The sequence below is a fragment of the Paraburkholderia sp. WS6 genome (genome assembly GCF_030464835.1).
In the GTDB taxonomy this organism is placed as follows: domain Bacteria; phylum Pseudomonadota; class Gammaproteobacteria; order Burkholderiales; family Burkholderiaceae; genus Paraburkholderia; species Paraburkholderia madseniana.
The window spans coordinates 18,657-42,073 of the sequence record NZ_JALQCK010000013.1 but is presented as its reverse complement, the minus strand read 5'-3'; the positions used below and the strand labels follow the sequence as shown (position 1 = coordinate 42,073).

The 23,417-nt window shown below is 63.1% G+C and carries 22 protein-coding genes and 1 riboswitch; of the genes, 7 read left to right on the top strand and 15 right to left on the bottom strand.

Annotation, left to right across the window (positions count from 1 at the left end):
• Positions 1-257 precede the first annotated feature (257 nt).
• Both M0D64_RS17415 and M0D64_RS17410 read right to left on the bottom strand, forming a co-directional pair.
• Positions 258-1,499 (bottom strand): UbiH/UbiF/VisC/COQ6 family ubiquinone biosynthesis hydroxylase, encoded by a 1,242-nt coding sequence (locus M0D64_RS17415; protein WP_266258653.1) that lies wholly within the window; start codon positions 1,497-1,499, stop codon positions 258-260.
• Positions 1,500-1,530: 31 nt separating this feature from the next.
• Positions 1,531-2,937, bottom strand: coding sequence for an aminopeptidase P N-terminal domain-containing protein (locus M0D64_RS17410; RefSeq protein ID WP_266258652.1), 1,407 nt, complete (start codon positions 2,935-2,937; stop codon positions 1,531-1,533).
• Positions 2,938-3,170: 233 nt separating this feature from the next.
• On the opposite strand from M0D64_RS17410, the gene M0D64_RS17405 reads away from it, so the two are divergent.
• Positions 3,171-3,785: a glutathione S-transferase C-terminal domain-containing protein gene (locus tag M0D64_RS17405; RefSeq protein ID WP_266258651.1), complete on the top strand. Its 615-nt coding sequence runs from the start codon at positions 3,171-3,173 to the stop codon at positions 3,783-3,785.
• 294 nt (positions 3,786-4,079) lie between these two features.
• The gene (locus M0D64_RS17400) at positions 4,080-4,838 is read left to right on the top strand and encodes a M48 family metallopeptidase (protein WP_266258650.1); all 759 of its coding nucleotides are present in this window, start codon (positions 4,080-4,082) and stop codon (positions 4,836-4,838) included.
• Positions 4,839-4,975: 137 nt separating this feature from the next.
• Here M0D64_RS17400 and lnt read toward each other — a convergent pair whose 3' ends face one another.
• The 7 genes from lnt to M0D64_RS17365 form a co-directional block, all read right to left on the bottom strand.
• Positions 4,976-6,685, bottom strand: a complete 1,710-nt coding sequence (lnt, locus tag M0D64_RS17395; protein WP_266258649.1) for an apolipoprotein N-acyltransferase — start codon at positions 6,683-6,685, stop codon at positions 4,976-4,978.
• A 49-nt stretch (positions 6,686-6,734) separates the two neighbouring features.
• On the bottom strand, positions 6,735-7,631 hold the full coding sequence (locus tag M0D64_RS17390) for an HlyC/CorC family transporter (protein ID WP_054034680.1): 897 nt from the start codon (positions 7,629-7,631) through the stop codon (positions 6,735-6,737).
• Between the two features lie 242 nt (positions 7,632-7,873).
• On the bottom strand, positions 7,874-8,587 hold the full coding sequence (locus M0D64_RS17385) for a gamma-glutamylcyclotransferase (protein ID WP_266258648.1): 714 nt from the start codon (positions 8,585-8,587) through the stop codon (positions 7,874-7,876).
• Positions 8,588-8,626: 39 nt separating this feature from the next.
• Entirely contained in the window at positions 8,627-9,088 is a 462-nt protein-coding gene (gene ybeY, locus M0D64_RS17380; protein WP_054034485.1) for an rRNA maturation RNase YbeY, read from the bottom strand.
• 84 nt (positions 9,089-9,172) lie between these two features.
• Positions 9,173-10,246 (bottom strand): PhoH family protein, encoded by a 1,074-nt coding sequence (locus M0D64_RS17375; RefSeq protein WP_266258647.1) that lies wholly within the window; start codon positions 10,244-10,246, stop codon positions 9,173-9,175.
• A gap of 46 nt (positions 10,247-10,292) precedes the next feature.
• On the bottom strand, positions 10,293-11,666 hold the full coding sequence (miaB, locus tag M0D64_RS17370; RefSeq protein ID WP_054034483.1) for a tRNA (N6-isopentenyl adenosine(37)-C2)-methylthiotransferase MiaB: 1,374 nt from the start codon (positions 11,664-11,666) through the stop codon (positions 10,293-10,295).
• A gap of 172 nt (positions 11,667-11,838) precedes the next feature.
• Positions 11,839-12,822, bottom strand: a complete 984-nt coding sequence (locus tag M0D64_RS17365) for a LysR family transcriptional regulator (RefSeq protein WP_266258646.1) — start codon at positions 12,820-12,822, stop codon at positions 11,839-11,841.
• A gap of 116 nt (positions 12,823-12,938) precedes the next feature.
• Between M0D64_RS17365 and M0D64_RS17360 the strand changes: the two genes are divergently transcribed.
• The 4 genes from M0D64_RS17360 to ribB all read left to right on the top strand — a co-directional run bounded on the left by M0D64_RS17360 (position 12,939) and on the right by ribB (position 16,644).
• Complete coding sequence (locus M0D64_RS17360) at positions 12,939-13,340, top strand: VOC family protein (protein WP_266258644.1); 402 nt, start codon at positions 12,939-12,941, stop codon at positions 13,338-13,340.
• Between the two features lie 31 nt (positions 13,341-13,371).
• Positions 13,372-14,538, top strand: a complete 1,167-nt coding sequence (locus tag M0D64_RS17355; RefSeq protein WP_266258643.1) for an MFS transporter — start codon at positions 13,372-13,374, stop codon at positions 14,536-14,538.
• Positions 14,539-14,777: 239 nt separating this feature from the next.
• Positions 14,778-15,467: a helix-turn-helix domain-containing protein gene (locus M0D64_RS17350; RefSeq protein WP_266258642.1), complete on the top strand. Its 690-nt coding sequence runs from the start codon at positions 14,778-14,780 to the stop codon at positions 15,465-15,467.
• 128 nt (positions 15,468-15,595) lie between these two features.
• A riboswitch (FMN riboswitch) is annotated at positions 15,596-15,778 on the top strand.
• A gap of 146 nt (positions 15,779-15,924) precedes the next feature.
• On the top strand, positions 15,925-16,644 hold the full coding sequence (gene ribB / locus M0D64_RS17345) for a 3,4-dihydroxy-2-butanone-4-phosphate synthase (protein ID WP_266258641.1): 720 nt from the start codon (positions 15,925-15,927) through the stop codon (positions 16,642-16,644).
• A 93-nt stretch (positions 16,645-16,737) separates the two neighbouring features.
• Here ribB and M0D64_RS17340 read toward each other — a convergent pair whose 3' ends face one another.
• The 4 genes from M0D64_RS17340 to glpD form a co-directional block, all read right to left on the bottom strand.
• Positions 16,738-17,424 (bottom strand): HAD family phosphatase, encoded by a 687-nt coding sequence (locus M0D64_RS17340; RefSeq protein WP_154558060.1) that lies wholly within the window; start codon positions 17,422-17,424, stop codon positions 16,738-16,740.
• A gap of 196 nt (positions 17,425-17,620) precedes the next feature.
• Positions 17,621-18,334, bottom strand: coding sequence for an MIP/aquaporin family protein (locus M0D64_RS17335; protein ID WP_154558059.1), 714 nt, complete (start codon positions 18,332-18,334; stop codon positions 17,621-17,623).
• A 92-nt stretch (positions 18,335-18,426) separates the two neighbouring features.
• Complete coding sequence (gene glpK, locus M0D64_RS17330) at positions 18,427-19,926, bottom strand: glycerol kinase GlpK (RefSeq protein WP_266258640.1); 1,500 nt, start codon at positions 19,924-19,926, stop codon at positions 18,427-18,429.
• A 250-nt stretch (positions 19,927-20,176) separates the two neighbouring features.
• The gene (gene glpD / locus M0D64_RS17325) at positions 20,177-21,706 is read right to left on the bottom strand and encodes a glycerol-3-phosphate dehydrogenase (protein ID WP_266258639.1); all 1,530 of its coding nucleotides are present in this window, start codon (positions 21,704-21,706) and stop codon (positions 20,177-20,179) included.
• A gap of 202 nt (positions 21,707-21,908) precedes the next feature.
• On the opposite strand from glpD, the gene M0D64_RS17320 reads away from it, so the two are divergent.
• The gene (locus M0D64_RS17320; protein ID WP_266258638.1) at positions 21,909-22,283 is read left to right on the top strand and encodes a hypothetical protein; all 375 of its coding nucleotides are present in this window, start codon (positions 21,909-21,911) and stop codon (positions 22,281-22,283) included.
• A gap of 89 nt (positions 22,284-22,372) precedes the next feature.
• Here M0D64_RS17320 and M0D64_RS17315 read toward each other — a convergent pair whose 3' ends face one another.
• Both M0D64_RS17315 and M0D64_RS17310 read right to left on the bottom strand, forming a co-directional pair.
• The gene (locus M0D64_RS17315; RefSeq protein ID WP_266258637.1) at positions 22,373-22,999 is read right to left on the bottom strand and encodes a TetR/AcrR family transcriptional regulator; all 627 of its coding nucleotides are present in this window, start codon (positions 22,997-22,999) and stop codon (positions 22,373-22,375) included.
• A 101-nt stretch (positions 23,000-23,100) separates the two neighbouring features.
• The gene (locus tag M0D64_RS17310; protein ID WP_054034465.1) at positions 23,101-23,298 is read right to left on the bottom strand and encodes a hypothetical protein; all 198 of its coding nucleotides are present in this window, start codon (positions 23,296-23,298) and stop codon (positions 23,101-23,103) included.
• Positions 23,299-23,417 lie beyond the last annotated feature (119 nt).

The following is a 23,417-nucleotide window of genomic DNA, read 5'->3' as shown; positions in this document are numbered from 1 at the left end:
CGCTGGTGACCGATTGTTAAGTTTCTGTCAATCGGAGCTTGCGCGAAATGCGAAGGAAAACCGCCATTTTAGCGTTAACGGATAGTCGACACCCGACTTGAGTCTGTCGTAACTCATTAAATCTTCTATGAAAGTGGTCCGGTTCATAGAACGGGCGCCATTCGCGCGGCGCCACTGATGTGCCAGCTTATGTGCCCGGTACGGTGCCTAAAAAGGCTGCAACGGCCGAGGGCGTTAGGCGCGAACGGGCGGCGCGCTCAGCGGCGCTGGCCGAACATCATTTGCCGCGCCAGCGCGGTTTTCACCGGCGGCACGAATTCGAGCGCGGTGAGGGCGAGGCCGCGCAAGGCGGCGAGCGGCGGGAAGTCGACGGTGAAAAGGCGCGCGAGCGTGTCGGTGGCGCCGATCGTCAGGCGCCGGTCGAGCGCGCGGCGTTGCGCGAACGTCGCGAGAGCCAGCGGGGTCGGACCTTCTGCCGACAAGGCATCGGCGAGCGCGTGTGCGTCGCGCAAGCCCAGATTCAGACCTTGACCTGCCACCGGATGCAGCGTCTGCGCCGCATTGCCGATTGCAACGACATGGCCGTTCACCAGCGTATCGACCGCGTTCAGTCCCAGCGGGAACGACGCGCGTCCCTTGATTTGCGTAAAGCGGCCCATGCGGTTGCCGAATGCAGTGCCGAGCTCAAGCAGGAATTCGTCGTCGGAGAGTTGTGCGCGTCGCGCGGCTTCGTCGGGTGCGCAGCACCAGACCAGCGCGTAATTCGCGCCGCGCACGCCGCCCATCGGCAGCAGCGCGATCGGCCCTTGCGACGTGAAGCGCTCCCACGCCACATGCGGTTGCGGCGCCGACACGGTGACCGTGCCGACCAGCGCGGTCTGCCCGTAATCGCGCGTACCGCCGACTGCGCCGCTGCCCGTGCTCCCGGTGGCTTTCTGTTTCTGGTCGCCGAACAGGCCGCCTTCGGCATTCACCAGAATCCGCGTGCGCAGATTGCGCGTGACACCCGCGGTTTCGATCGGCAGCGTGACGCCGTCGAGGTCCTGAGTCGGCGCCGCGGCGGAGGTGGAGCGGAACCAGTGCACCGAGGTCGCGTGAACCGCTTCGGCGAGACCGTGCACGATCGAGCCATAACGCAGCACGTAACCGAGCGCCGGCAAACCGTGCTCGCTGTGGTCGATCAGCGTGCGGCCGAAATGGCCGCGCTGCGACACGTGGATGCGCTGGATCGCGGTGGCGTCGGCGGGCCAGCGCAGCGGCTCGAGAATCATCCGGCTGCCGTGCGAGACGGCGATCGCGCGCGGATCGGCAATCGAATCTTCCGGCTCGCGCGCGTCGATCAGCGCGATCTTCAGCGCCTGCGTCGCGCTGCGGCGCGCCAGCCAGCCGGCAAGCGCCAGCCCGACCGGCCCGGCGCCGACGATCGTCACGTCGAAATCGAAGCCATGGTCGGACGCGGCGGGTTTCAGAATCACCGTCGACTGGGAAACGTCGTTCATTGCGGGTTGCTTCCTTGGGTTACTGCCTCGGTTACTGCTTTAGCGGCTGGGCCGCGCGGGCTTCCTGCATCAACGCCTCGATCTCGCCGGCCGCCACCGGGACGTCGCGTGTGATCAGCTCGCAACCCGCCGCCGTCACGATCGCGTCGTCCTCGATGCGGATGCCGATGTTCCAGTAGCGCTCTGGCACGCCTTCGGTCGGACGGATGTACAAGCCGGGCTCGACGGTCAGCGTCATCCCCACCTGCAGCGTGCGCCACGGCAGCGCGCCCGCTTCGTCGCGTGGTGCGCCGCGTTCGCGGTAGTCGCCGACATCGTGCACGTCCATGCCGATCCAGTGGCCGGTGCGGTGCATATAGAACGGCGCATAGGCGCGCTCCGCGATCACTGCGTCGACCGAGGCGAACTTCGTGCGGTCAATGATGCCGGTATCGAGCAACCCCTGCGACAGCACGCGCACGGCGGCCTGGTGCGGATCGTCGAAGGTCGCACCAACGCGGGTGGCGTCGACGGCAGCCTGCTGCGCGGCCAGCACGATGTCGTACAACTCGCGCTGCGCCGGCGTGAAGCGGCCGCTCGCTGGGAAGGTGCGGGTGATGTCGGATGCGTAGCCGTCGAGTTCGCAGGCGGCGTCGATCAGGATCAGGTCGCCGTCCTGGGCGATCGCGTTGCCGGCCGGGTAGTGCAGCACGCAGGCATTGGCGCCCGCGGCGACGATCGACGTGTAAGCCGGCGCCTGCGCGCCGAATTTGCGGAAGGTGTAGAGCAGCTCGGCTTCGAGTTCGTACTCGCGCACGCCGGGGTGGCAGGCGGCCATCGCGCGGCGATGCGCTTGCGCGGAAATCTGTCCGGCGCGGCGCATGATGGCGAGTTCGTGATGATCCTTGATGAGCCGCATGTCGTCGAGCAACGGGATCAGATCATGCGCGACCGTGGGCGTGGCGACGCCGCTGCGGCCCAGCGAGCGCACCGCGTCGAGCCAGCCGCGCACCTGTTCGTCCAGTGCCGCCGACGTGCCGAGCGCGTAATGCAGTGATGGCTTGTCGGCGAGAATGCGCGGTAGTTGCGCGTCGACTTCGCTCTCGGGGAAGGCGGCGTCGAAGCCGAACGCCTCGCGTGCGCCCTCCGGCCCGAAACGGAAACCTTCCCATGTCTCGCGCTCGACATTCTTCTCGCGGCAGAACAGGATCGAGGCCGGTTCGCCCGATGCGGCGCTTGCGTCGAGCACCAGCAAGGCCTCGGGCTCCGTGAAGCCCGTCAGATAGTAGAAATAGCTATCGTGCCGGTAGGGGTAGTCGGCGTCCCGGTTGCGCAGCTTTTCCGGCGCGGTGGGGACGATGGCGACGCCCCCACCCGTCGCGCGCAGCGCGGCGAGGACGCGCTCGCGGCGCGTGCGGTAGACGTCGATGGCGATGGTGGGTTCGGTCGGCTGGTTCATCGTGAGATTGTAGCGCCCAATGCGGAGACTTATTTTGCGCGGATACTGGCGGGCAGAGGTGGTCGCCCCAGCCACGTTAGCCATTTGGCCGGGTAGACGGCATGCTAGTGTCGCGGCAATGTTGCAATCCATCCACAGCGAGTATCCATGCGGCTTGCGAAGCGACCGCGCTGTGCTCGGGAATGCCGCCGACCACTTATACTTTCGCCGAATTCAAGAAAAGGCAGATGGTAATGATGAAACTCATCGGTTCGCTCGCCAGCCCGTTCGTGCGCAAAGCGCGGATCGTTCTGGCCGACAAGAAGATCGACTACGAACTCGTGCCCGAGAACGTCTGGGCGCCGGATACCACGATTCACACCTTCAATCCGATCGGCAAGGTGCCATGCCTCGTGATGGAAGACGGCGAAGCGGTGTTCGACTCGCGGGTGATCTGCGAATACGTGGATACGCTGTCGCCGGTCGGCAAGCTGATTCCACCGTCTGGGCGCGAGCGCGTCGAAGTGCGCTGCTGGGAGGCGCTCGCCGACGGCATGCTGGACGCCGCGGTGCTGATTCGCCTCGAAAGCACCCAGCGCGCGCCCGAACAGCGCGTGGACGCGTGGGTCGCGCGGCAGCAGCGCAAGATCGACGAAGGCCTGATCGCCATGTCACAAGGCTTGGGCACCAAGCCGTGGTGCACGGGCAATCACTACACACTCGCGGATATCGCGGTGGGCTGTGCGCTGGGCTACCTCGATTTTCGCATGCCTGAGTTGAACTGGCGCGAAGGGTATCCGAATCTGGATAAGCATTTCCAGAAACTGTCGCTGCGTCAGTCGTTTATTGATACGGTGCCGGCAGCTTGAGCGAAGTACTCGTTACCACGTAGCGGTGCGGTTGTCTGGAATCGCACCGCCCGCAATTTTCGCTAAATTGCAAAATGATGTCATTCACGCTTTCATAAGCTTAAATTTAAGCTTACGTTTGTGGTAAAAATGCGCCTACCCGTCAGGCGCATTTTTTTTTGTCTGCCGCGTGGCGCAATGGTTTATGCAATCGACATACGTGGAGTTTCTCCCGTGATATGCGGCCATTGCGAATGGGCGGTGCATTAAAACACGCCGTCGATATTAATAACGTCCGCAAAAGAGACTTCCACCATGAAATCGTACCGCTTTGTCATTGCCGCTTCTGCTTGTGCGCTGTTTGCTGCCTGCTCGAACGTCAGCAACGTTAATCCGACTGCGCTGATCCAGTCCGGCCAGCAGGCCGCCCAGGCCGCCACACTCAGCGATGCTGACGTGCGTGCGCTGACCGACAAGTCGTGCGCGCAGCTGGATAGTGAAAATCAGATTGCCGCCGCAAACAGCAAGTATCAGAAACGCCTGAACAAGATCGCCGCGCAACTGGGCAACAACATCAACGGCGTGCCGGTGAACTACAAGGTGTACATCACCAAGGACGTCAATGCATGGGCGATGGCCAACGGCTGCGTGCGTGTCTACAGCGGCCTGATGGACATGATGAACGACAACGAAGTGCGCGGTGTGGTCGGCCACGAGATGGGCCACGTTGCGCTCGGCCATACGAAGAAGGCGATGCAGGTCGCGTACGCGACTTCGGCGGCGCGTTCGGTGGCATCGTCGGCGGGTGGTGTGGCGGGGGCGCTGTCCGGTTCGCAGCTTGGCGATTTTTCCGAGAAGCTGATTAATGCGCAGTTCTCGCAAACCCAGGAAAGCGCAGCCGACGATTATTCATTCGACTTGCAGAAAAAGAAGAATCTCGATCCGTCGGGATTGGTGACGGCGTTCAACAAGCTCGCGCAACTGGATGGCGGCAAGTCGAGCATGTTGAGTTCGCATCCGGCTTCACCGGCGCGCGCACAACATATTCAGCAGCGGATCGCATCGAATCAGTAAAGCCCGATTTTTTATAAGCGCGCGCTCACGGGGTTCCGGAGCGCGCGTTTTTCTATTGGAGCGGGTTTGTTGCCGCGATTCGTTACGGCGTCTTCACGTATAAGCGGTAGGCGCACAGTCACGCCGTTTATCGCGAGTTATTTCTTACCGTTTTGCCGCCGCGTAATCCCCGGGCCGAATGCAAACCCGAACGCCAGCAGCAATAACGAAACTGCCAGCACCGTGTTATTGCCACTCGTCACGTAGGGCGTGCTGCCCGAGGTGCCTTGCACAGTCACATCGAGCGAGCCGATCGTGTACGGCGTCAGGCGCCCGATCACCTTGCCGTTGGCGTCGATCGCGGCGGTCATGCCGGTGTTGGTCGCGCGCAGCATCGGCCGGCCGGTTTCCAGCGAACGCATGCGCGCGATCTGCAGATGCTGATCCAGCGCGATCGTGTCGCCGAACCAGGCGAGATTGGTCGAGTTGACCAGTACACCCGCAGGCGTGTCGCTCTCGCGAATACTCCGCGCGATCTCTTCGCCGAAAATATCCTCGTAGCAGATGTCGACGGCCACCGGCTGGTTATGCACGATGAACGGCTTCTGCACTGGCGCGCCGCGCGCGAAATCGCCGAGCGGAATGCTCATCAGATTCACAAACCAGCGAAAGCCCCACGGCACGAATTCGCCGAATGGCACGAGATGGTGTTTGTCGTAGCGATATACGTCGCGCGTGCCCGGCGTGACGCCGAACAGGCTGTTCGTATAGTCGACCACCTGGCCTTCCGGCGTAATCGTGCCGCCGATCGCGCCGAATACGATCGCGGTGCCGGTCGTATCCGAGAAATTGCGCACCGCCGACGCGAACTGCGGCGGCAATTGTTGCGCGAGCACCGGAATGGCGGTTTCCGGCGTGACAATCAGGTCGGCGGGCTTCGACGTGATCATCTGCTGATACTGGTCGATCGCGGCGCGCATGCCGGATTCTTCGAACTTCATTTCCTGTTTGACGTTGCCTTGCAGGAGGCGCACCGTCAGCGGTGCGTTGGCGGGCAGGGTCCATTGCGCGAGCGGCAGCAGCAGGCCGGCCGCGATCAGCGCAACCGCGATTCCCCCCGGCACAGCAACGCGTGCGACGCCGCGTTTAGCCTCGTTGCCGGCATCGGTGGTATCGAGCTGCCCGCGCGAAGGCAACAGCGGCATCAGCGCCTGCACGATCAAAGCCGCGACCAGCGCCAGCATCCAGCCGACGCCGTACACGCCCGCCACGGGCGCAAACCCGGCGAACGGGCCGTCTACCTGCGCATAACCACTCGAGAGCCACGGAAAACCTGTGAACACGGTGCCGCGCAACCATTCACCGATTGCCCACGCGCTCGCAAACGCCAGCGCGCCGTGCCAGGTCGGCGAGAACGGTTTGTCGGTGTCGGCCGCGCCGTTGCGCGCGTGCCCTGCGCAGAACGACCAGATTCCGGCAGCCAGCGCCGGATACACCGCCAGATACAGCGAGAACAGCACGACTGCCGCGCCCGCAAGCGGTGCGGCCATGCCGCCGTAGTCGTGCATGCTGACGTACAGCCACCACACCCCGGTGACGTAGTTGCCGAAGCCGAATGCGCCGCCCGTCAGCGCGGCGCTTTTCCAGCCGGTCGTGCGCGTGAGCCATGCGAAAAAGAACGCGAAGATCACGAGTTCGAGCCAGCCGCCATGCGGCGTCGGCGCGAACGACAGCGTATTGGCCGCACCAGCGACCAGCGCGACGAGGTAATGCCAGCGGGGCAGTGCACGGCCGCGCGCTTCCCGGGTGGCAGGGGCGGCAGGGGCACTCACGCCGCGGCGCGAACGGGATGTAATCGGGTCGGCCATTGTTGCGCGGTCGGCGTGAGGAGTTGAAGAAGCGAGGAAAAGGAGCGGATCAGGTCTGCACGTGCTGTGCTTCGCGCTCGCGCTGGCCGGCGAGCGGGTCGCGGCGCACCAGCAGCATGTGAATCTGGCGGGCGTCGCCGCGCAGAATCTCGAAGATCAGATCGTCGAGGCGGACTTTTTCGCCGCGATGCGGCACCCGTCCGAAATGATGCGTGACGAGACCGCCGATCGTATCGACTTCGTCGTCCGGGAAATGCGTACCGAAGGACTCGTTGAACTGCTCGATCTCCGTGAGCGCGCGCACGCGGAAGCGGCCGTCCGGCGACGCGATGATGTTGCCGCTTTCCTCGTCGAAATCGTATTCGTCTTCGATATCGCCGACGATCTGTTCCAGCACGTCTTCGATCGTGATCAGGCCGGCCACGCCGCCGTATTCGTCGACCACCACCGCGAGGTGATTGCGATTCACGCGGAAATCGTGCAGCAGCACGTTCAGGCGCTTGGACTCCGGAATGAACACGGCGGGGCGCAGCATGCCGCGCACGTCGAATTCGTCTTCGGCGTAGTAGCGCAGCAGGTCTTTCGCAAGCAGCACACCAATGATGTTGTCGCGATTGCCTTCGAATACCGGATAGCGCGAGTGCGCTTTTTCCAGCACGTAGGGAATGAATTCAGCGGGATTGTCCGCGATGTTGATCGCGTCCATTTGAGCGCGCGGCACCATGATGTCGCGGGCGCTGAGTTCGGACACCTGGAATACGCCCTCGATCATCGACAGCGAGTCGGCGTCGATCAGGTTGCGCTCGTGCGCGTCCTGGAGGATTTCAAGGAGTTCGGCCCGCGAGTCGGGTTCGGGCGAGATGAAGTCGGTCAGACGCTCGAGGAGTGAGCGTTTTTCCTGTGGTTTGTCGCTAGTTCGGTGTCGACTGGGATACGTGTCGTTCATGGTAGTGCGCCCGGCGAGACTGGGCGCGCTGTTGCAGAGCATTAAGGATACACCAGGCACATGGCAGGACCGTGTCCTGCCGGGCTGGGCGATGAGCGAAGCAGTGATGAACCCGCCCGGCCGCGTGCGGTGGGCATGGGTCAATCCTAACTGATTACGCGAAGAAAAGCGTTTTCGAGCAAAAAAGTACGGCGTGTGGTGGAGTGTGGCGGCGCGCTGCAGTGCGTTCGGCTGCGCGCGGCTTATTGTGCCGATCCTTGGCCCGTTTGCCGGTCAGCGTCATGACCGGCCTCGCGGTTTTCCTCCCGGCAACGCTCGAGCAGCGCTTCGAGCGCGCGGTCGGGCATGCCGCTTTCGCGCAGCGCGTGCACAGTGCGGCTGACGTAGTCGAGCGTGGTGCCGTAGCGGCCGCTTGCGCAGCCGAACACGGTTTTGACGACCTCGTCGCGCAGTTTGCCGGTGTAGGTTGGCACGTCACGCCGCATCACGAACGCGAGCGCGTCGACGCGCCGGCCGTCGGCGAGCACGCAGGGCAGCCACGTCGGGCGATACGAACCCATCGGCATTTCACGGCGCCACAGCGCTTCCAGATGCGGCATCGCGCCCTCGGCGGCGAGTCGGAAGGCGATGCCGGAGCACGAGCCGCCGCGATCGAGCGCGAGCACGAGGCCCGGCTGTTCGGGCGTGCCACGATTCACGCGCGACCACAGATACAGTCCGCGGTGATAACCGTGCACTTTCGACCGGGCCGCTTCGACGCTAGGCAGACCGGGATTCCAGATCAGCGAACCATAACCGAACAGCCACAGATCGCTCTCGCGGTCCCAGTCGCGCAACGTGCATTCGAGCGACGCGCGCAACTCCTCCTCAGTCAGCAGCCGCGGTTCGCCGAGCGCGGGCGGGTAGTCCGGGCAGGGCGTGCTTCGCGTATCGGTTTCAGGGGAGGACGTGCTCACGGTAGTTTCTGACGGAGAGGGTAAAGAGGTTGGGAAAGACTATTGGTAAGGATCCGGGAACCCGAGCTTGCCGAGAATTTCGGTTTCGATCGCTTCCATCTCCTCGGCTTCTTCCTCGACCTCGTGGTCGTAGCCTTGCGCATGGAGGGTGCCGTGCACCAGCAGATGCGCGTAGTGCGCGATCAGCGGCTTACCCTGTTCGGCGGCTTCTTTTTCGACCACCGGACAGCACAGGATCAGATCGCCCGTCACCGGATCGTCTTCCGATTCGGCGTACGCAAACGTCAGCACATTGGTCGAGTAGTCCTTGCCGCGATAGGTGCGGTTCAGCGTGCGGCCTTCTTCGGCATCGACGAAACGCACGGTCAGCTCCCCGTCTGCGAAGAGCGCCGCCTTGATCCAGCCGGCCACGGTGGCGCGCGGCAGCAGCGCCTTGTGTTCCGGCCAGGTCTTGGCGGCAGGGAATTGCAGATTCAACGTCAGTTTCGGTGCGCGGCTCATGCTTGTTCGGTTTGTTGCCTGGTTTGCTGCGGCCTGTCCAGTGGAGTTCGGCGCAAAATTAACGACGTAAATCAACGACGCAATCTAGCGCGAATCCGCCGGACTGGCGGTTTTCTGCGAATGCGCATCGTACGCCTCCACAATTCGCGCGACCAGCGGATGCCGCACCACGTCCGCGCTCGTGAAGCGGGTGAGCGCAATGCCGCGCACGTCCGCCAGCACCTGCTGCGCTTCGATCAGCCCGCTCTTCGCGCCACGCGGCAAGTCGACCTGGGTCGTGTCGCCGGTGACCACCGCCTTCGAGCCGAAGCCGATCCGCGTGAGGAACATCTTCATCTGTTCGGGCGTGGTGTTCTGCGCCTCGTCGAGGATGATGAACGCGTGATTCAGCGTGCGGCCGCGCATGTACGCGAGCGGCGCGATTTCGATCATCTGCCGCTCGAACATCTTGGCGGTCTTGTCGAAGCCGAGCAGGTCGTATAGCGCGTCATACAAAGGACGCAGATACGGATCGACCTTCTGCGCCAGATCGCCCGGCAGGAAGCCAAGGCGTTCGCCCGCTTCGACGGCCGGACGCGTCAACACGATGCGTTTGACCTGGTCGCGCTCCAGCGCATCCACTGCGCAAGCCACCGCGAGATAGGTCTTGCCCGTCCCCGCCGGACCGATGCCGAACGTCACGTCGTGCGAAATGATCTGCTTCAGATACTCGCGTTGCATCGGCGTGCGGCCGCGCAGATCGGCGCGGCGCGTGTACAGCTTCGGGCCGAGTTCTTCGAGGTCGTCGTCGCCGCTGTCGGCGGGCTGATCGAACGGGTGATCCGGATTGCCCGGAAAGCGCGGGTCCAGCGCTTCCGTGCCATGGCCGTTGCCGTTCGCGCGATGGCGTGCCGGCTGACGCACTTCAACGAGCGCGAGCTGGATGTCGTCGACCGACAGGGGCTTCTGCGAGTTGTCGTAGAACTTTTCGAGCGCGGTAAGCGCGAGTTTCGCGCCGCGCCCGCGAATCGTGATGCGGTGGCCACGGCGTTGCAGCGTCACGTCGAGCGCCTGCTCGATCTGCCGCAGATTTTCGTCGAGCGGTCCGCAGAGGTTGGCGAGCCGCGCGTTGTCGTCGCGCGGTGCGGTGAATTCCAGATGCTGCTGAGTGGTCTTCAAGGCGGAGGATCGATCCTGTGGGGTTCGTGACGCTGGCTGGCGTCGCTCAGTGGGTGGTTGCGGGCGCGTCGTCGTGCACCAGCACGAGTTCGCCACGCAACGAATGTGGGTACGCATGGACGATTTTCACGTCCACCATCTGGCCGATCAGCCGTGCGTGCGACGCGACCGGCGCCGGGAAATTCACCACGCGGTTGTTCTCGGTGCGGCCCGCGAGTTCGTTCGGGTCCTTGCGCGCCGGGCGCTCGACCAGAATCCGCTCGATCTTGCCGACCATCGAATCGCTGATGCGCTGCACATTCTCTTCGATCGTAGCCTGCAAATGTTGCAGACGTTTGAGCTTCACTTCACGCGGGGTGTCGTCGTGCAGATTCGCGGCCGGCGTGCCGGGACGCGGGCTGTAGATGAACGAGAAGCTGGTGTCGTACTTCATCTCGTGCACCAGCGCCATCATCTTGTCGAAGTCTTCTTCCGTCTCTCCGGGGAAGCCGACGATCATGTCGGTCGACAACGACAGGTCAGGGCGGATCGCGCGCAGCTTGCGGATCACCGACTTGTATTCGAGCACGGTGTAGCCACGCTTCATGGCCATCAGGATGCGGTCGGAGCCGTGCTGCACCGGCAGATGCAGGTGGCTGACGAGCTTCGGCACCTTGGCGTAGGTGTCGATCAGGCGCTGCGTGAATTCCTTCGGATGCGACGTGGTGTAGCGAATCCGTTCGATGCCAGGAATGTCCGCGACGTATTCGATCAACTGGGCGAAGTCGGCGATTTCCGACGAACCGAGCGTGATGCCGGCGCGGTAAGCATTCACGTTCTGGCCGAGCAGCGTGACTTCACGCACGCCCTGGTCGGCGAGGCCGGCGATTTCGGTCAGCACGTCGTCGAGCGGACGCGACACTTCTTCACCGCGCGTGTACGGCACGACGCAGTAGCTGCAGTACTTGCTGCACCCTTCCATGATCGACACGAACGCGCTCGCGCCATCCACGCGCGCCGGCGGCAGGTGATCGAACTTTTCGATTTCCGGGAACGAGATGTCGACCTGAGCGCGGCCGCTTTCGCGGCGCTTGTCGATCATTTGCGGCAGACGGTGCAGCGTTTGCGGCCCGAACACCAGATCGACATACGGTGCGCGCGCAACGATCGACGCGCCTTCCTGGCTCGCCACGCAACCGCCCACGCCGATGATCAGATTCGGGTTCGCTTCTTTCAACTCGCGCACACGGCCGAGTTCGGAGAAGACTTTCTCCTGCGCTTTTTCGCGCACCGAGCAGGTGTTGAAGAGAATAACGTCCGCGTCTTCCGGGGTGTCGGTCTTGACGAGGCCTTCAGCCGCGCCGAGTACGTCGACCATCTTGTCGGAGTCGTACTCGTTCATCTGGCAGCCGTAGGTCTTTACATAAACTTTCTTGGTCATCGATTTTCGCCGGTCGCAGTGGTTAACCTGGGGGCGTCGTTTAAAAGGTGGAGAGAGGTGAAAACGTGCGGACGGCGCCGCGGGGCGGCGCCTGGGCTTGCTTGAGCCCGCTTGAGCCCGCTTGAGCCTATTTCGGTCCACTTTCAATGCACGTTTGCAGCGTAGCTCAATATTATAGCCCTTCACCGGATGCGGTTTCCGCGGCGGCCTTGGCTCGCGGCCGCTCCGGCGGCAAGCCCAGCAGGCCTTCCAGTTCGTCCGACACCTGCGCGAAGCGTTCGCTCAGAAAATCGAGCAGCACGCGCACGCGCGGCGCCATGAAGCGGTTGCGGTGGTAGAGCGCGTGCAACGGCGCGTCCGGGTAACGCCATTCGGGCAGCAGGATTTTCAGGCAGTCGCTCCGCAAGTCCGCTTCCACGTCCCACATCGACTTGATGACGATCCCGTAGCCGCGCCGCGCCCATTCGCGGGCGACCGCGCCGTCGTTGGTTTCCCGGGAGGTTTCGAACGGCACCGTGTAGTGCTGCACTTCCTCGCCGCGCGTGAAACGCCATTCGTTGGCCGGGCCGGATGCGGTGCCGAGCACGATGCAGTCGAAATTCGCCAGATCGTTCGGGTCCTTCGGCTCGCCCTTGCGTGCGACGTAGTCCGGCGACGCGCACAGCACACGGCGGTTCGGCGCCAGTTTGCGGGCGATGAGCGAGCTGTCCTGCGGCACGCCGAAGCGGATCGCCAGATCAATGTCTTCCTGCACCAGATTCGACAGCGAGTCCGACAGCGTCAGCGCGAACGTGACTTCCGGATAAAGCGCATTGAACTCGTCGAGCCAATGCATCAGCAGGTTGCGGCCGAAGTCCGAGGTCGCGGAGATCCGCACCTTGCCGCGCACCACGCCCTGGCCGGCTTGCAGCGCGGCTTCGGCGTCGTCGAGCGATTGCAGCGCCTGGCGACAGCAGTTCAGGTAGAGGCGGCCTTCGTCCGTGAGTCTCAGCTGACGGGTGGTGCGCTCGAACAGGCGCGTTTTCAGGCCGGTTTCGAGTTTGGCCAGCCGCGCGCTGGCGGCGGCCGGCGTCAGGCCCATCTTGCGGCCCGCCGCCGACAGGCTGCCCTGCTGCGCCGCTTCGACGAACAGGCGGATATCACCGAGGTTGTCCATCGCGATCTTTCAATTAGATTTGAAAATGCTTCAAATGCTACGCCAATTATCAAACTAACGTGTTCCGTTCACAATGCACTCCTCGTAAACCCTTTGTGCTCCGTGCAGCCCACTCCATGCAACTCGATCACGCAACGATCGTCACCGCCGACCTCGAGACCGCCCGACGTTTTTTCGTCGACGTCGCCGGGCTGACGGAGGGCGCGCGTCCGCCGTTTTCGATCGATGGCTACTGGCTGTATGCGAACGGCCGGCCGGTGATTCATCTGATCGACGCGACGGTGCCCGCCGCAGCGGGCAGGGCCATGCCACGCATCGACCATGTCGCCTTCCGGCTGGAGAGTGCCGACGAATGGGCGGCGCTTTTGCGGCGCGTGCATGCGGCGGACCTGCTTTATCAGCTTGCCGAAGTGCCGCAGATGGGGCCGCAGCAAGCCGAACAGCAGTTGTTCGTCGCGCTCGCGCCGGGTGTGGTCATCGAATTCGTGACGGCGCTGCGCAACGCCCACCGTGGCTAACACGCTCAACTTTAGAACCTGGAGTAGAAAAATGCCCATTCCATTACTGGCGCTCGCGATTAGCGCTTTCGCGATCGGCACGACCGAGTTCGTGATCATGGGCTTGCTGCCCGAGGTCGCGCGCGATCTGACTGTGTCGATTCCCTCGGCCGGTTTGCTGGTGAGCGGCTATGCGCTCGGCGTCGCCGTCGGTGCGCCGCTGCTCGCCGTGGTCACCAGCAAGATGCCGCGCAAACTTGCGTTGCAGTTGCTGATGGGCGTGTTCATCGTCGGCAATACGCTGTGCGCGATTGCGTCCAGCTATTCGGTGCTGATGATCGCGCGCGTGGTGACGTCGTTTGCGCATGGCTCGTTCTTTGGGATCGGTGCGGTGGTGGCGGCTTCGCTCGTGCCGGCTGAAAAGCGGGCAAGCGCCATTGCGCTGATGTTCACCGGCTTGACGCTCGCGAATGTGCTCGGCGTGCCGTTCGGGACTTTCGTCGGCCAGGAGTTTGGCTGGCGTGCGGCGTTCTGGATCGTCAGCGCATTTGGCGTGCTGTCGCTGGCGGGCGTGTCGCTGCTGGTGCCGAATCGCCATGATTCCGGCCCGGTTGGTCTGGGTCACGAAGTGCGCGTGCTGAAGGACCCGCAAGTTTGGACTGCGCTCGCGATGACCGTGCTGGGCTTCGGTGGTGTGTTCGTCGTGTTCACCTATATCGCGCCGATTCTCGAACAGGTCAGCGGTTTCTCGCCGCGTGGTGTCACGCTGATTCTGGTGCTGTTCGGCGTCGGTCTCACGATCGGCAACACCGTGGGCGGCAAGCTCGCGGATCGCGCGTTGATGCCTTCGCTGATGGGAATCCTGGTGGCGCTCGCGGTAGTCATGGCGATCTTCGCGCGTACCAGCCACTCGCAGGTGGCGGCGGCGATTACCATTTTCGTGTGGGGCATTGCGGCGTTCGCGACGGTGCCGCCGTTGCAGATGCGTGTGGTCGAGAAGGCCGCTGCCGCGCCGAATCTGGCTTCGACGCTGAACATCGGTGCGTTCAACGTCGGCAATGCGGGCGGCGCGTGGCTCGGCGGTCTGGTGATCAATCACGGCCATTCGCTCGATACGCTGCCGTGGGTTGCGGCGGCGGTTAGCGTGGTGGCGTTGTTGCTTACGTGGTTCGCAGCGCGGACGGATGCGCCGGCAAGGACCGTGGCGCAAAGCGCCTGAGTCTGCGTGGGCGCGCCTGACGTCCCCGTTCCGTGATGTGGATGAGTGCGCGTGAGCGTGCTCAACCACATCTGCCCCAAATATGCCCATATGAAAAATTCGCACAAGCTTTGCGAGAATCGTCCTCCGCAATGCTGATAACAGTGTGAAGATAACTTCGTTGGGCGCGGCGGGGCGCGGTGCTATCTTGCTTCCACTAACCGCTTGCCCGCCGTCCGGCGGCGCTCCTGGAGGCAATCATGCATTCCCCGCTTGCGCTGGTTCGCGATCCCACGGCTGACACCGATGCGTCGCCGCGTGCCGCTGAACCTTTCGATGCTCTTGAACATCTGGTCGGCGTGAATCTCGCCCGTTTGCGCGCCGAGCGCCAACTTTCGCTCGACGCCCTGGCCCGCGCCTCCGGCGTCTCGCGAGCGATGCTCGCGCAGATCGAGTCGGCGCGCAGCGTGCCGTCGATCAAGGTGCTGTGCAAAGTGGCATCGGCGCTGAAGGTATCGGTGGCGGCGTTCTTGCGGCGTCATGCGACCAACGGCTTCGAGCATTTGCCGGCGGAGCGTTCGTCGCGGCTCGTCAGTTCGAATGGGCGCTATTCGGCCCGGCCGCTTTATCCCGACGCCGAGCCGACCGCCGCCGAGTTTCACGAGCTGCGTATCGCGCCGTTGCACACCGAAGCCGGCACGCGCCGCGCGCCGGGCACTACGGTGAATCTGGTGGTGAGCGAAGGCACGCTGGAAGTCAGCGTGCACGACCAGCGCCAGTTGCTGGCCACGGGCGACGCGATCGTGTTCGATGCCGACCAGCCGCACAGCTTGCGCAATCCCGGCGACACCGAAGCGCGCGCGTTTCGCGTCACGTTGAAGGCGGAAACGCCACCGCGCTGGGATGTGCCCGCGCCGCACGATTTGACACGCCAGGCCGAGCCGGTTTGACCGGTTTGACGAGTGCAGTTTTTCAGGCGGATGCGGTGAAGCCGAGATGTCCGTCTAATCGGTAGGGGTTGCGCTGCAGGTTTCGCGCGACTGTTGTATTCTTTGCCGGCCGGTCAATCCGGCAATCAGTGCGTCTTCAGGGCGGGGCGAAATTCCCCACCGGCGGTATGCCGGCAGCGCGAAAGCGTAAGCCGGTGAGCCCGCGAGCGCCCGCTTCGTTCAGCTTTCAGCGTATCGAAAGCGCAGTGGGGTCAGCAGATCTGGTGAGAAGCCAGAGCCGACGGTTAGAGTCCGGATGGAAGAAGATGTGCAGATAGTCATGTTCGTTTCCGTGACGCCGCCAGAGGTTCGGGCGGTGCGCGAGCGCCGCTTTGCGCGGCGTTCAACGGCGCGTCTTTGTCTGTTTGCAATGCCCTGAAACGTTTTTCGCCCAACTTTTGCGATGAGCGTTTCAACTATGTCCTTTGCTACTTTTCCTGCTCCGTCGGTGATTGCGGATAGCGCGTCACTTGACCTCCCGCTGCTCGCTACCGAGCCCGTTCCGCAGCGTATCGCCGCCGCCTTGCAAGCCATGCGCGATGGCCGCGCTGTCGTCCTGCAAGACGATCATGACCGTGAGAACGAAGCCGATCTGATCGTTTCCGCCGAGCGTCTTTCTGTCGAAACCATGGCCTTGCTGATTCGCGAATGCAGCGGCATCGTCTGCCTGTGCCTGCCTGACGACAAAATCCGCGCACTCGAACTGCCGCCGATGGCCGTCAACAACGAAAGCCGACACGGCACCGCGTTCACGGTCTCGATCGAAGCGCGCGATGGGGTGACCACCGGCGTGTCCGCACTCGATCGCGTGACGACAATCCGCGCGGCTATCAGCGATACGGCGAAACCTGCCGACATCGTGCGTCCGGGACACGTGTTTCCGCTGCGTGCACAACCAGGCGGCGTGCTCGCGCGTCGCGGCCATACCGAAGGCACGGTCGATCTGGCGATTCTCGCGGGTCTGAAGCCGGCCGGCGTGCTGTGCGAGCTGATGAACGCCGACGGCACGATGACGCGCGGTGCGGATGTGGAGCGCTTCGCTCAACAACACAATCTGCCGATGCTGACGATCGCCGAGCTGGTGGAATTCCGCCAGGCACTGGCGACGGCGCGCGAATGCGTCGCGGATGAGGTTTGATGCGTTAGGAAAACCCCCGCGCTCGGAAAGGCGCGGGGTTTCTCAGGATTCTGAAGCCGGCAATTGCAGCCGGCTTTTTTATTGTTGCATGTGTTAAGACTGCACGTCGCCAAACTCGCCGCGCACACCAGCCTCGACCAGCGCGGGCAGTTCATCCATATGCTTCATGATGCGTGTCATGCCCATCTTGCGCAGCGCGTCCGCATAACCGTCGGGGATATGGCTCGCACCGACGAACGCAATCGTCTTCATCCCCGCCGCCCGCGCCGCATTCAAACCGGCCACGCTATCTTCCACGACGACGCAGCGTGAGGGTTCCACACCCAACGTCTTTGCAGCGAACAGATACACATCCGGATAAGGCTTCGGCCGCGCGACCTGTTCGGCGCTGAAAATCCGCTCGCCGAAAATCTGCTGCAAACCTGCGCGCCGCACCGACGCATTCACGCGCGCCATCCGGCTGTTCGACACGACCGCGGCCGGCAGCGTCACGCGTTGCAAGGCGTCGCGCACGCCGTTGATCGGGCTGAGCGATGCCGCGAGCTCAAGCTCGACGTTGTGTTCAATCGTATTGAAGAAATCGGCAGGCAGCGTGATATCGAACGACTTCTCGATGCCTTCGAGAAAGCGCGAGGTCTGCTGGCCGAACGCCGTCTTGACGACGGGTTCGAAGTCGAGGCCGGGGAAGGTGGCGGACAGCGTTTCGAGCATTACGCGGTCAGCGATGATTTCGCTGTCGACGAGCACGCCGTCGCAGTCACAGATGAGGTGGTCGATCATGCTTTAAAACGGGAAGCGAGAGGCACGCGAGCAAGACAGTTGCAAGCTCATGCGCGGAGATTGAAAGCATCATGATACGTGCTTTGGCACCGCGTGCGCGGCGCCGTCGCTTGCCGTCGGCGCTTATTTGCGCCGTGGGAGCGCGCTTAGTGCGCCTCGTGCGGGCCCTATATACGCTCCCACGTGCGGTGCAGAATTAGTGCGCGTGCAGATACAAATACAGCCCTGTTGCCGCCGCGCCGCCCAACAACGGACCGCACACCGGAATCCACGAATAACGCCAGTCGCTGTCACGTTTGCCCGGAATCGGCAGCAGCGCGTGCATCAGACGCGGCGACAGGTCGCGCGCGGGGCTCATCGCGTAACCGGTCGGGCCACCGAGCGAAATGCCGATGCCGAGTACCAGCAGGCCGACCGGCAGCGCGTCGAGCGCACCGAGGCCAACTTGCGGCGAAGCCAGATACAGCACGCCGAGAATCAGCACGAACGTCGCGATCATTTCAGTGAGCAGGTTATGCGGCACGCTGCGAATCGCGGGCGACGTGCAGAACACGCCGAGCTTCACGTCGGCATCGCCTTCCTTATTGAAGTGCTGGCGATACGCGAGCCACACGAGCAGGGCGCCCGCCATCCCGCCGAGCATCTGCGCCGCGATGTAGCCCGGCACTTTGAGCCACGCGAATTTGCCTGCCAGCGCGAGGCTGATCGTGACCACAGGATTCAGGTGCGCGCCGCTGTACGATGCCGTGACGTACACGGCGATGAACACGGCCATCGCCCAGCCCATCACGATCACGATCAGGTCCGCGCCTTTGCCCTTGGTGCGCGCGAGCAGCACGTTGGCAACCGCGCCGTTGCCGAGCAGCACGAGGAGCGCGGTGCCGATGAATTCCGCAATGTAAGGAGACATGATTTGGTATCCGAAATATAGTTGTTAGGGAAGCCGCTGGATAGGCGGCTTCGTTATGTCGAAAGGTGTCTTATGGAACCGGTGGAAAGCAATCAGGGCGTGTCGGCCCAGGCCTTTGCGGCGCGGATCGCGCGCTGCCAGCCGTCGAGGCACTCCTTGACGTCGGCGTGCGGCAGGGCAGGCGTGAAACGACGATCGAGCGCCCACTGGCTTTTCAGTTCGTTCACGTCTTTCCAGTAACCGACCGCGAGACCGGCCAGATACGCCGCGCCCAAGGCGGTCGTCTCCGATACCTTCGGACGCACGGCGTCGACGCCGAGAATGTCCGCCTGGAATTGCATCAGCAGATTGTTCGCGCAAGCGCCGCCGTCCACACGCAATTCGCCGATGCGAATGCCGGAATCGGCTTCCATTGCTTTCAGCACGTCGAGCGACTGATACGCGATCGAGTCGAGCGCGGCGCGAGCGATGTGCGCCGAACTCGTGCCGCGCGTCACGCCGAACAGCGTGCCGCGAGCCCGTGCATTCCAGTGCGGCGCACCGAGGCCTGCAAACGCGGGCACCAGATACACGCCATCACTATGCGGCACGCTGCGCGCCAGCGTTTCGATCTCAGCGGCGTTCTTGATGATGCCGAGGCCGTCGCGCAACCATTGCACTACCGCGCCGCCGATGAAGATGCTGCCTTCGAGCGCGTAGTTGATCTGGTCGCCGATCTGCCACGCAATGGTGGTGACGAGATTGTTCTTCGATTCGATCGGCTTGTCGCCGGTGTTCATCACGAGGAAGCAGCCGGTACCGTAGGTGTTCTTCACCATGCCCGACTCCGTGCACATCTGGCCGAACAGGGCCGCGTGCTGATCGCCGGCGATGCCCGCGAGCGGAATCTTGGAGGCGAACACGGTGGTCTTGGTCGGCCCGTACACTTCCGACGATGCACGCACTTCCGGCAGCATGTTGCGCGGAATGTCGAGCGCTTCGAGCAGTTCGTCGTCCCACTTCAGCGTGTGGATATTGAACAGCATCGTGCGCGACGCGTTGGTCACGTCGGTGACGTGCAGACCACCTTTGGTGAAATTCCAAACCAGCCAGCTATCCACCGTGCCGAAGGCGAGGCGGCCTTGCTTCGCTTTTTCGCGTGCGCCTTCGACGTTGTCGAGAATCCAGCGGATCTTGGTCGCCGAGAAGTATGAGTCGATCGGCAGACCGGTTTTCGCGCGGACTTTCTCTTCGAGACCTTGCTCTTTGAGCTGATCGCAGAAGTCGGCGGTGCGGCGGTCTTGCCAGACGATCGCGTTATAAATCGGATGACCGGTTTCGCGGTCCCACACGATGGTGGTCTCACGCTGATTGGTAATGCCGATCGCGGCAATCGAGGTGCCGTTCATGCCGGCACGCGTGACCGCTTCGGCGGCGACGCCGGCCTGGGTCGACCAGATTTCCTGCGGGTCGTGTTCGACCCAACCCGGACGTGGATAGATTTGCTGGAATTCTTTCTGAGCGGTCGACACGATATTGCCGAGCCGGTCAAACAGCATCGCGCGGGAGCTGGTGGTGCCTTGGTCAAGCGCGAGGATGTACTGATCCTGCATTGTCTCTTCTCCATGTGTTTTATGAATCACCGGATTGCTGACCGGCGACGGGAACGGCTTGTTGTTTTAGGCGGGCTGCAACAGCTTGAGCGTGTGCGTCCCGGCTTTGTCAGTAGCCGAGGGGTGAAAATTCGTTCGGGTCATGCGGGTCCATTCACGTAGCGAGGCCGTGTTGCGATAGCCTGACCCAGGTGGTCTGGCTATGCGGCTCAGCTAAATGGCTTAACTAAATGATCTAACTAACTGTTAGCTAGGCACTCTGTCGGAACGGCTCGCGGGCGAACCATGCGTCAATGTCATGTGTGATCGAATCGAGCGTGCCCGGTTCGACGTGCAGGCCGAGTTTCGAGCGGCGCCACAGGACGTCCTGCGCGCTGCGCGCCCATTCGGTGTCGCGCAAATAAGTGAGTTCGGCTTCGTAGAGACCCGGCGCGAAAGCGCGGCCGAGGTCGGCCACCGAGCGCGCGTTGCCAATGATATTTTTCACGCGCGTGCCGTATGCACGCGCGAGGCGGTGAGCCAGATCGGCGGGCAGCCACGCATTCTGCTGCTTGAAGCCGGCGAGGAAGCGCTCGAAGTTGGCTTGCGGAATATCGCCACCAGGCAACGGCGCACCGGCCGTCCACGAGGGTGTGCCGTTATGCAGCGCGTACGCGAGTTTGTCGACGGCTTCTTCCGCCAGCTTGCGGAAGGTCGTGATCTTGCCGCCGAACACCGACAGCAGCGGCGCTTCGCCCGCAGGTGCATCGAGTTCGAGCGAGTAGTCGCGCGTAACCGCCGATGGATTGTCCGCGCCTTCTTCCTCGAGCAGCGGACGCACGCCCGAGTAGGTCCAGCGCACGTCTTGCGGCGAAATCTTCTCTTTGAAGTAGCGGTTGATCGAATCGCACAGGTACTGCGTTTCGTCGGCGTTGATCGCCACTTGCGACGGGTCGCCGCGATATTCGAGGTCGGTCGTGCCGATCAGCGTGTAATCGTGTTCGTAGGGAATCGCGAAGATGATCCGCTTGTCCGGATTCTGGAAGATGTACGCGTGATCGTGTTCGAACAGACGGCGCGTGACGATATGGCTGCCTTTCACGAGGCGCACGCTGTGCGTCGCCTCGCGGCCGAGCGCGCCATGCAGCAATTCGCCGACCCACGGTCCCGCCGCATTCGCAATCGAAGCGGCGCGCACGTCGAGGATCGTGCCGTCCTCGCGCTTGAGTTGCGCTCGCCATTCGCCGCCGGCGCGCACCGCGCTCAGCAGCTTGGTGCGCGTGAGAATCTTTGCACCGCGTTCCTTCGCATCCAGCGCGTTCAGCACGACCAGACGCGCGTCATTCACCCAGCCGTCCGAATACACGAAACCGCGCTTGATCGAATCGACCAGCGGCGCGCCGGCAGGATGGTTGCGCATCACGATGCCGCGCGAGCCGGGCAGCAGTTCGCGTTTGGCGAGGTGATCGTAAAGGAACAGGCCGGCGCGGATCAGCCAGGCCGGGCGCAGATCGGGCATGTGCGGCATCACGAAGCGCAGCGGCCACATGATGTGCGGCGCGGCGCGCAGCAGCGTTTCGCGCTCCTGCAGGGCTTTGCGCACCAGCCCGAACTCGCGGTACTCGAGGTAGCGCAAGCCGCCATGAATCAGCTTGGTGCTGGCCGACGACGTATGGGACGCCAGATCGTCCTGTTCGCAGAGCAGCACCGACAGGCCGCGGCCCGCCGCATCGCGTGCGATGCCTGCGCCGTTGATCCCGCCGCCCACGACGAGCAAATCGTATCTCGAGCCTTGCGTCACCTGCTGTGTCCTCTGCGTCGTATTCAGAAACTGGTTTGGAAAAACTATTGAACCGATAGTGTTCGTTTGCGAACTTTAATGAACATATTCGAAAAAGTAAAGTTCGGTTTTCTTACGGACCCCTCTAGCGGTTGGCTAAGTTGGTGGCGTAACGCGCGGCCACGGACGATACTCTCGGAAGCAGCCATTTCGAGGTGAATTCATGCGTGGATTTTGGATAATCGGCGCCGCAGCGCTCCTGACGGGATGCATCAGCTCGCCGAGCTTGAACGGGACGATGGGCGCACCTTCGTTCGCATCGTTGCAGCAGATGTGCAGTGCCCAGACGGTCGACTACGGCAACGACGCGCAAGGCGTCTACGCGACGCTGTTCGATGCGTATGTGGCGAACCGGCGCGGCAAGCTGTCGAAGGACGATTACTGCGCGTTTCAGGCGTCGCTGGCACAGCATTACACGAGCCTCGGTGCGAGTGCGGACCCGCAAGCGCGTAATCAGTGGGTGACTTTCTTCACCGACCAGCGAGCCAAAGCATTGAGCTGGCGCGCGGCGGCCGATCCGACCTTGCGCGCGGGCTGAGCTTCACGCCTGGTGTTTTCCACCCAGTCCTTCCCGCTCGGATATTCGCGTCGAGTGGGTTGATAGGCTGACTCGGAGCTAACGCGCGACTAGCCGCGCTGCGGCTGCGCCCCGCGCCACAACATCCGACGAATCTGCGCGAAGACGGCCTCGCGCGTCGGCGCGTTGCTCCCTGCGGCTTGTTGCGCCTGTGGCAAAGGCAACTGATTGGCGAGCGCCAGCATGGTGAAGCCGTGCAGGCTTGCCCAGTAGGCGTAACCGATCAATTCCGGATCGCCTTCCAGAAGGCCCGCGGCAACGAGCTGCTCGAAATGTGCCCCGAGCATACGCCAGGCGCGGTGCGATGCGGCCTGGAGTTCCGGATAAGCGCCTTCCTGCTGCGTCAGATCGAACATCAGGCGGTAGGCGTGCGGCTCGTCGAGTGCGAACGCCACGTAGGCGTCGCTGACGGCGGAACGGTCGGTCGCGGGCGCTTCCTTCGCCACGGCTTCGAGTCGCGCCGCGAAACGGTTGAACGCCGCCGCGCGGACCATCGCAAGGATTTCGTCTTTGTCGCGGAAGTAGCGATAGGGCGTCATCGCGCTGCAACCCAGTTCCCTCGCCAGTTCGCGCATCGTCACGCCTTGCGCGCCGCGCGTGGCGAATGCGTTTTCGGCTACGCGCCGCATGGTTTCGCGGAATTGCTGGATGTCGTCGGAAGAGAGCGTTTTTGGCATGCGCGAAGGCAGAAGGTCCGTCGCGTCAATTTACTGCGTAAATGAATTGGGCACAACAAAGCGGCCGTTGATCCGGCCGCTTTGCTTTGTAATCCAGGGTACTAGGAAAAACGCTTGATGGCCCGCAGCGCACTGTCGCCGGTTTCGGTTACGCGCCATTGTTCGTTGCCCGACGCGAGCCGTTCAAGTTGCACAAGCTGGCGTTCCAGCAAGGCGTCGAGTTCTTCTCGCTCCATATCGACTTGATTGGGAGCGTCCTTGACGAGCAACAACGTGGCGAATTCATGCGGACTCAGCATCGTTCTCTCCATGTCAAGCAAACGCGGACGGCCTTGGAGGCGACTGGCACGATGCCAGTGGAGTCCGCTAGAGGATCAGGCGGGAGGTGCGGCTATCACGACAGGTTCACGCTGCCGGC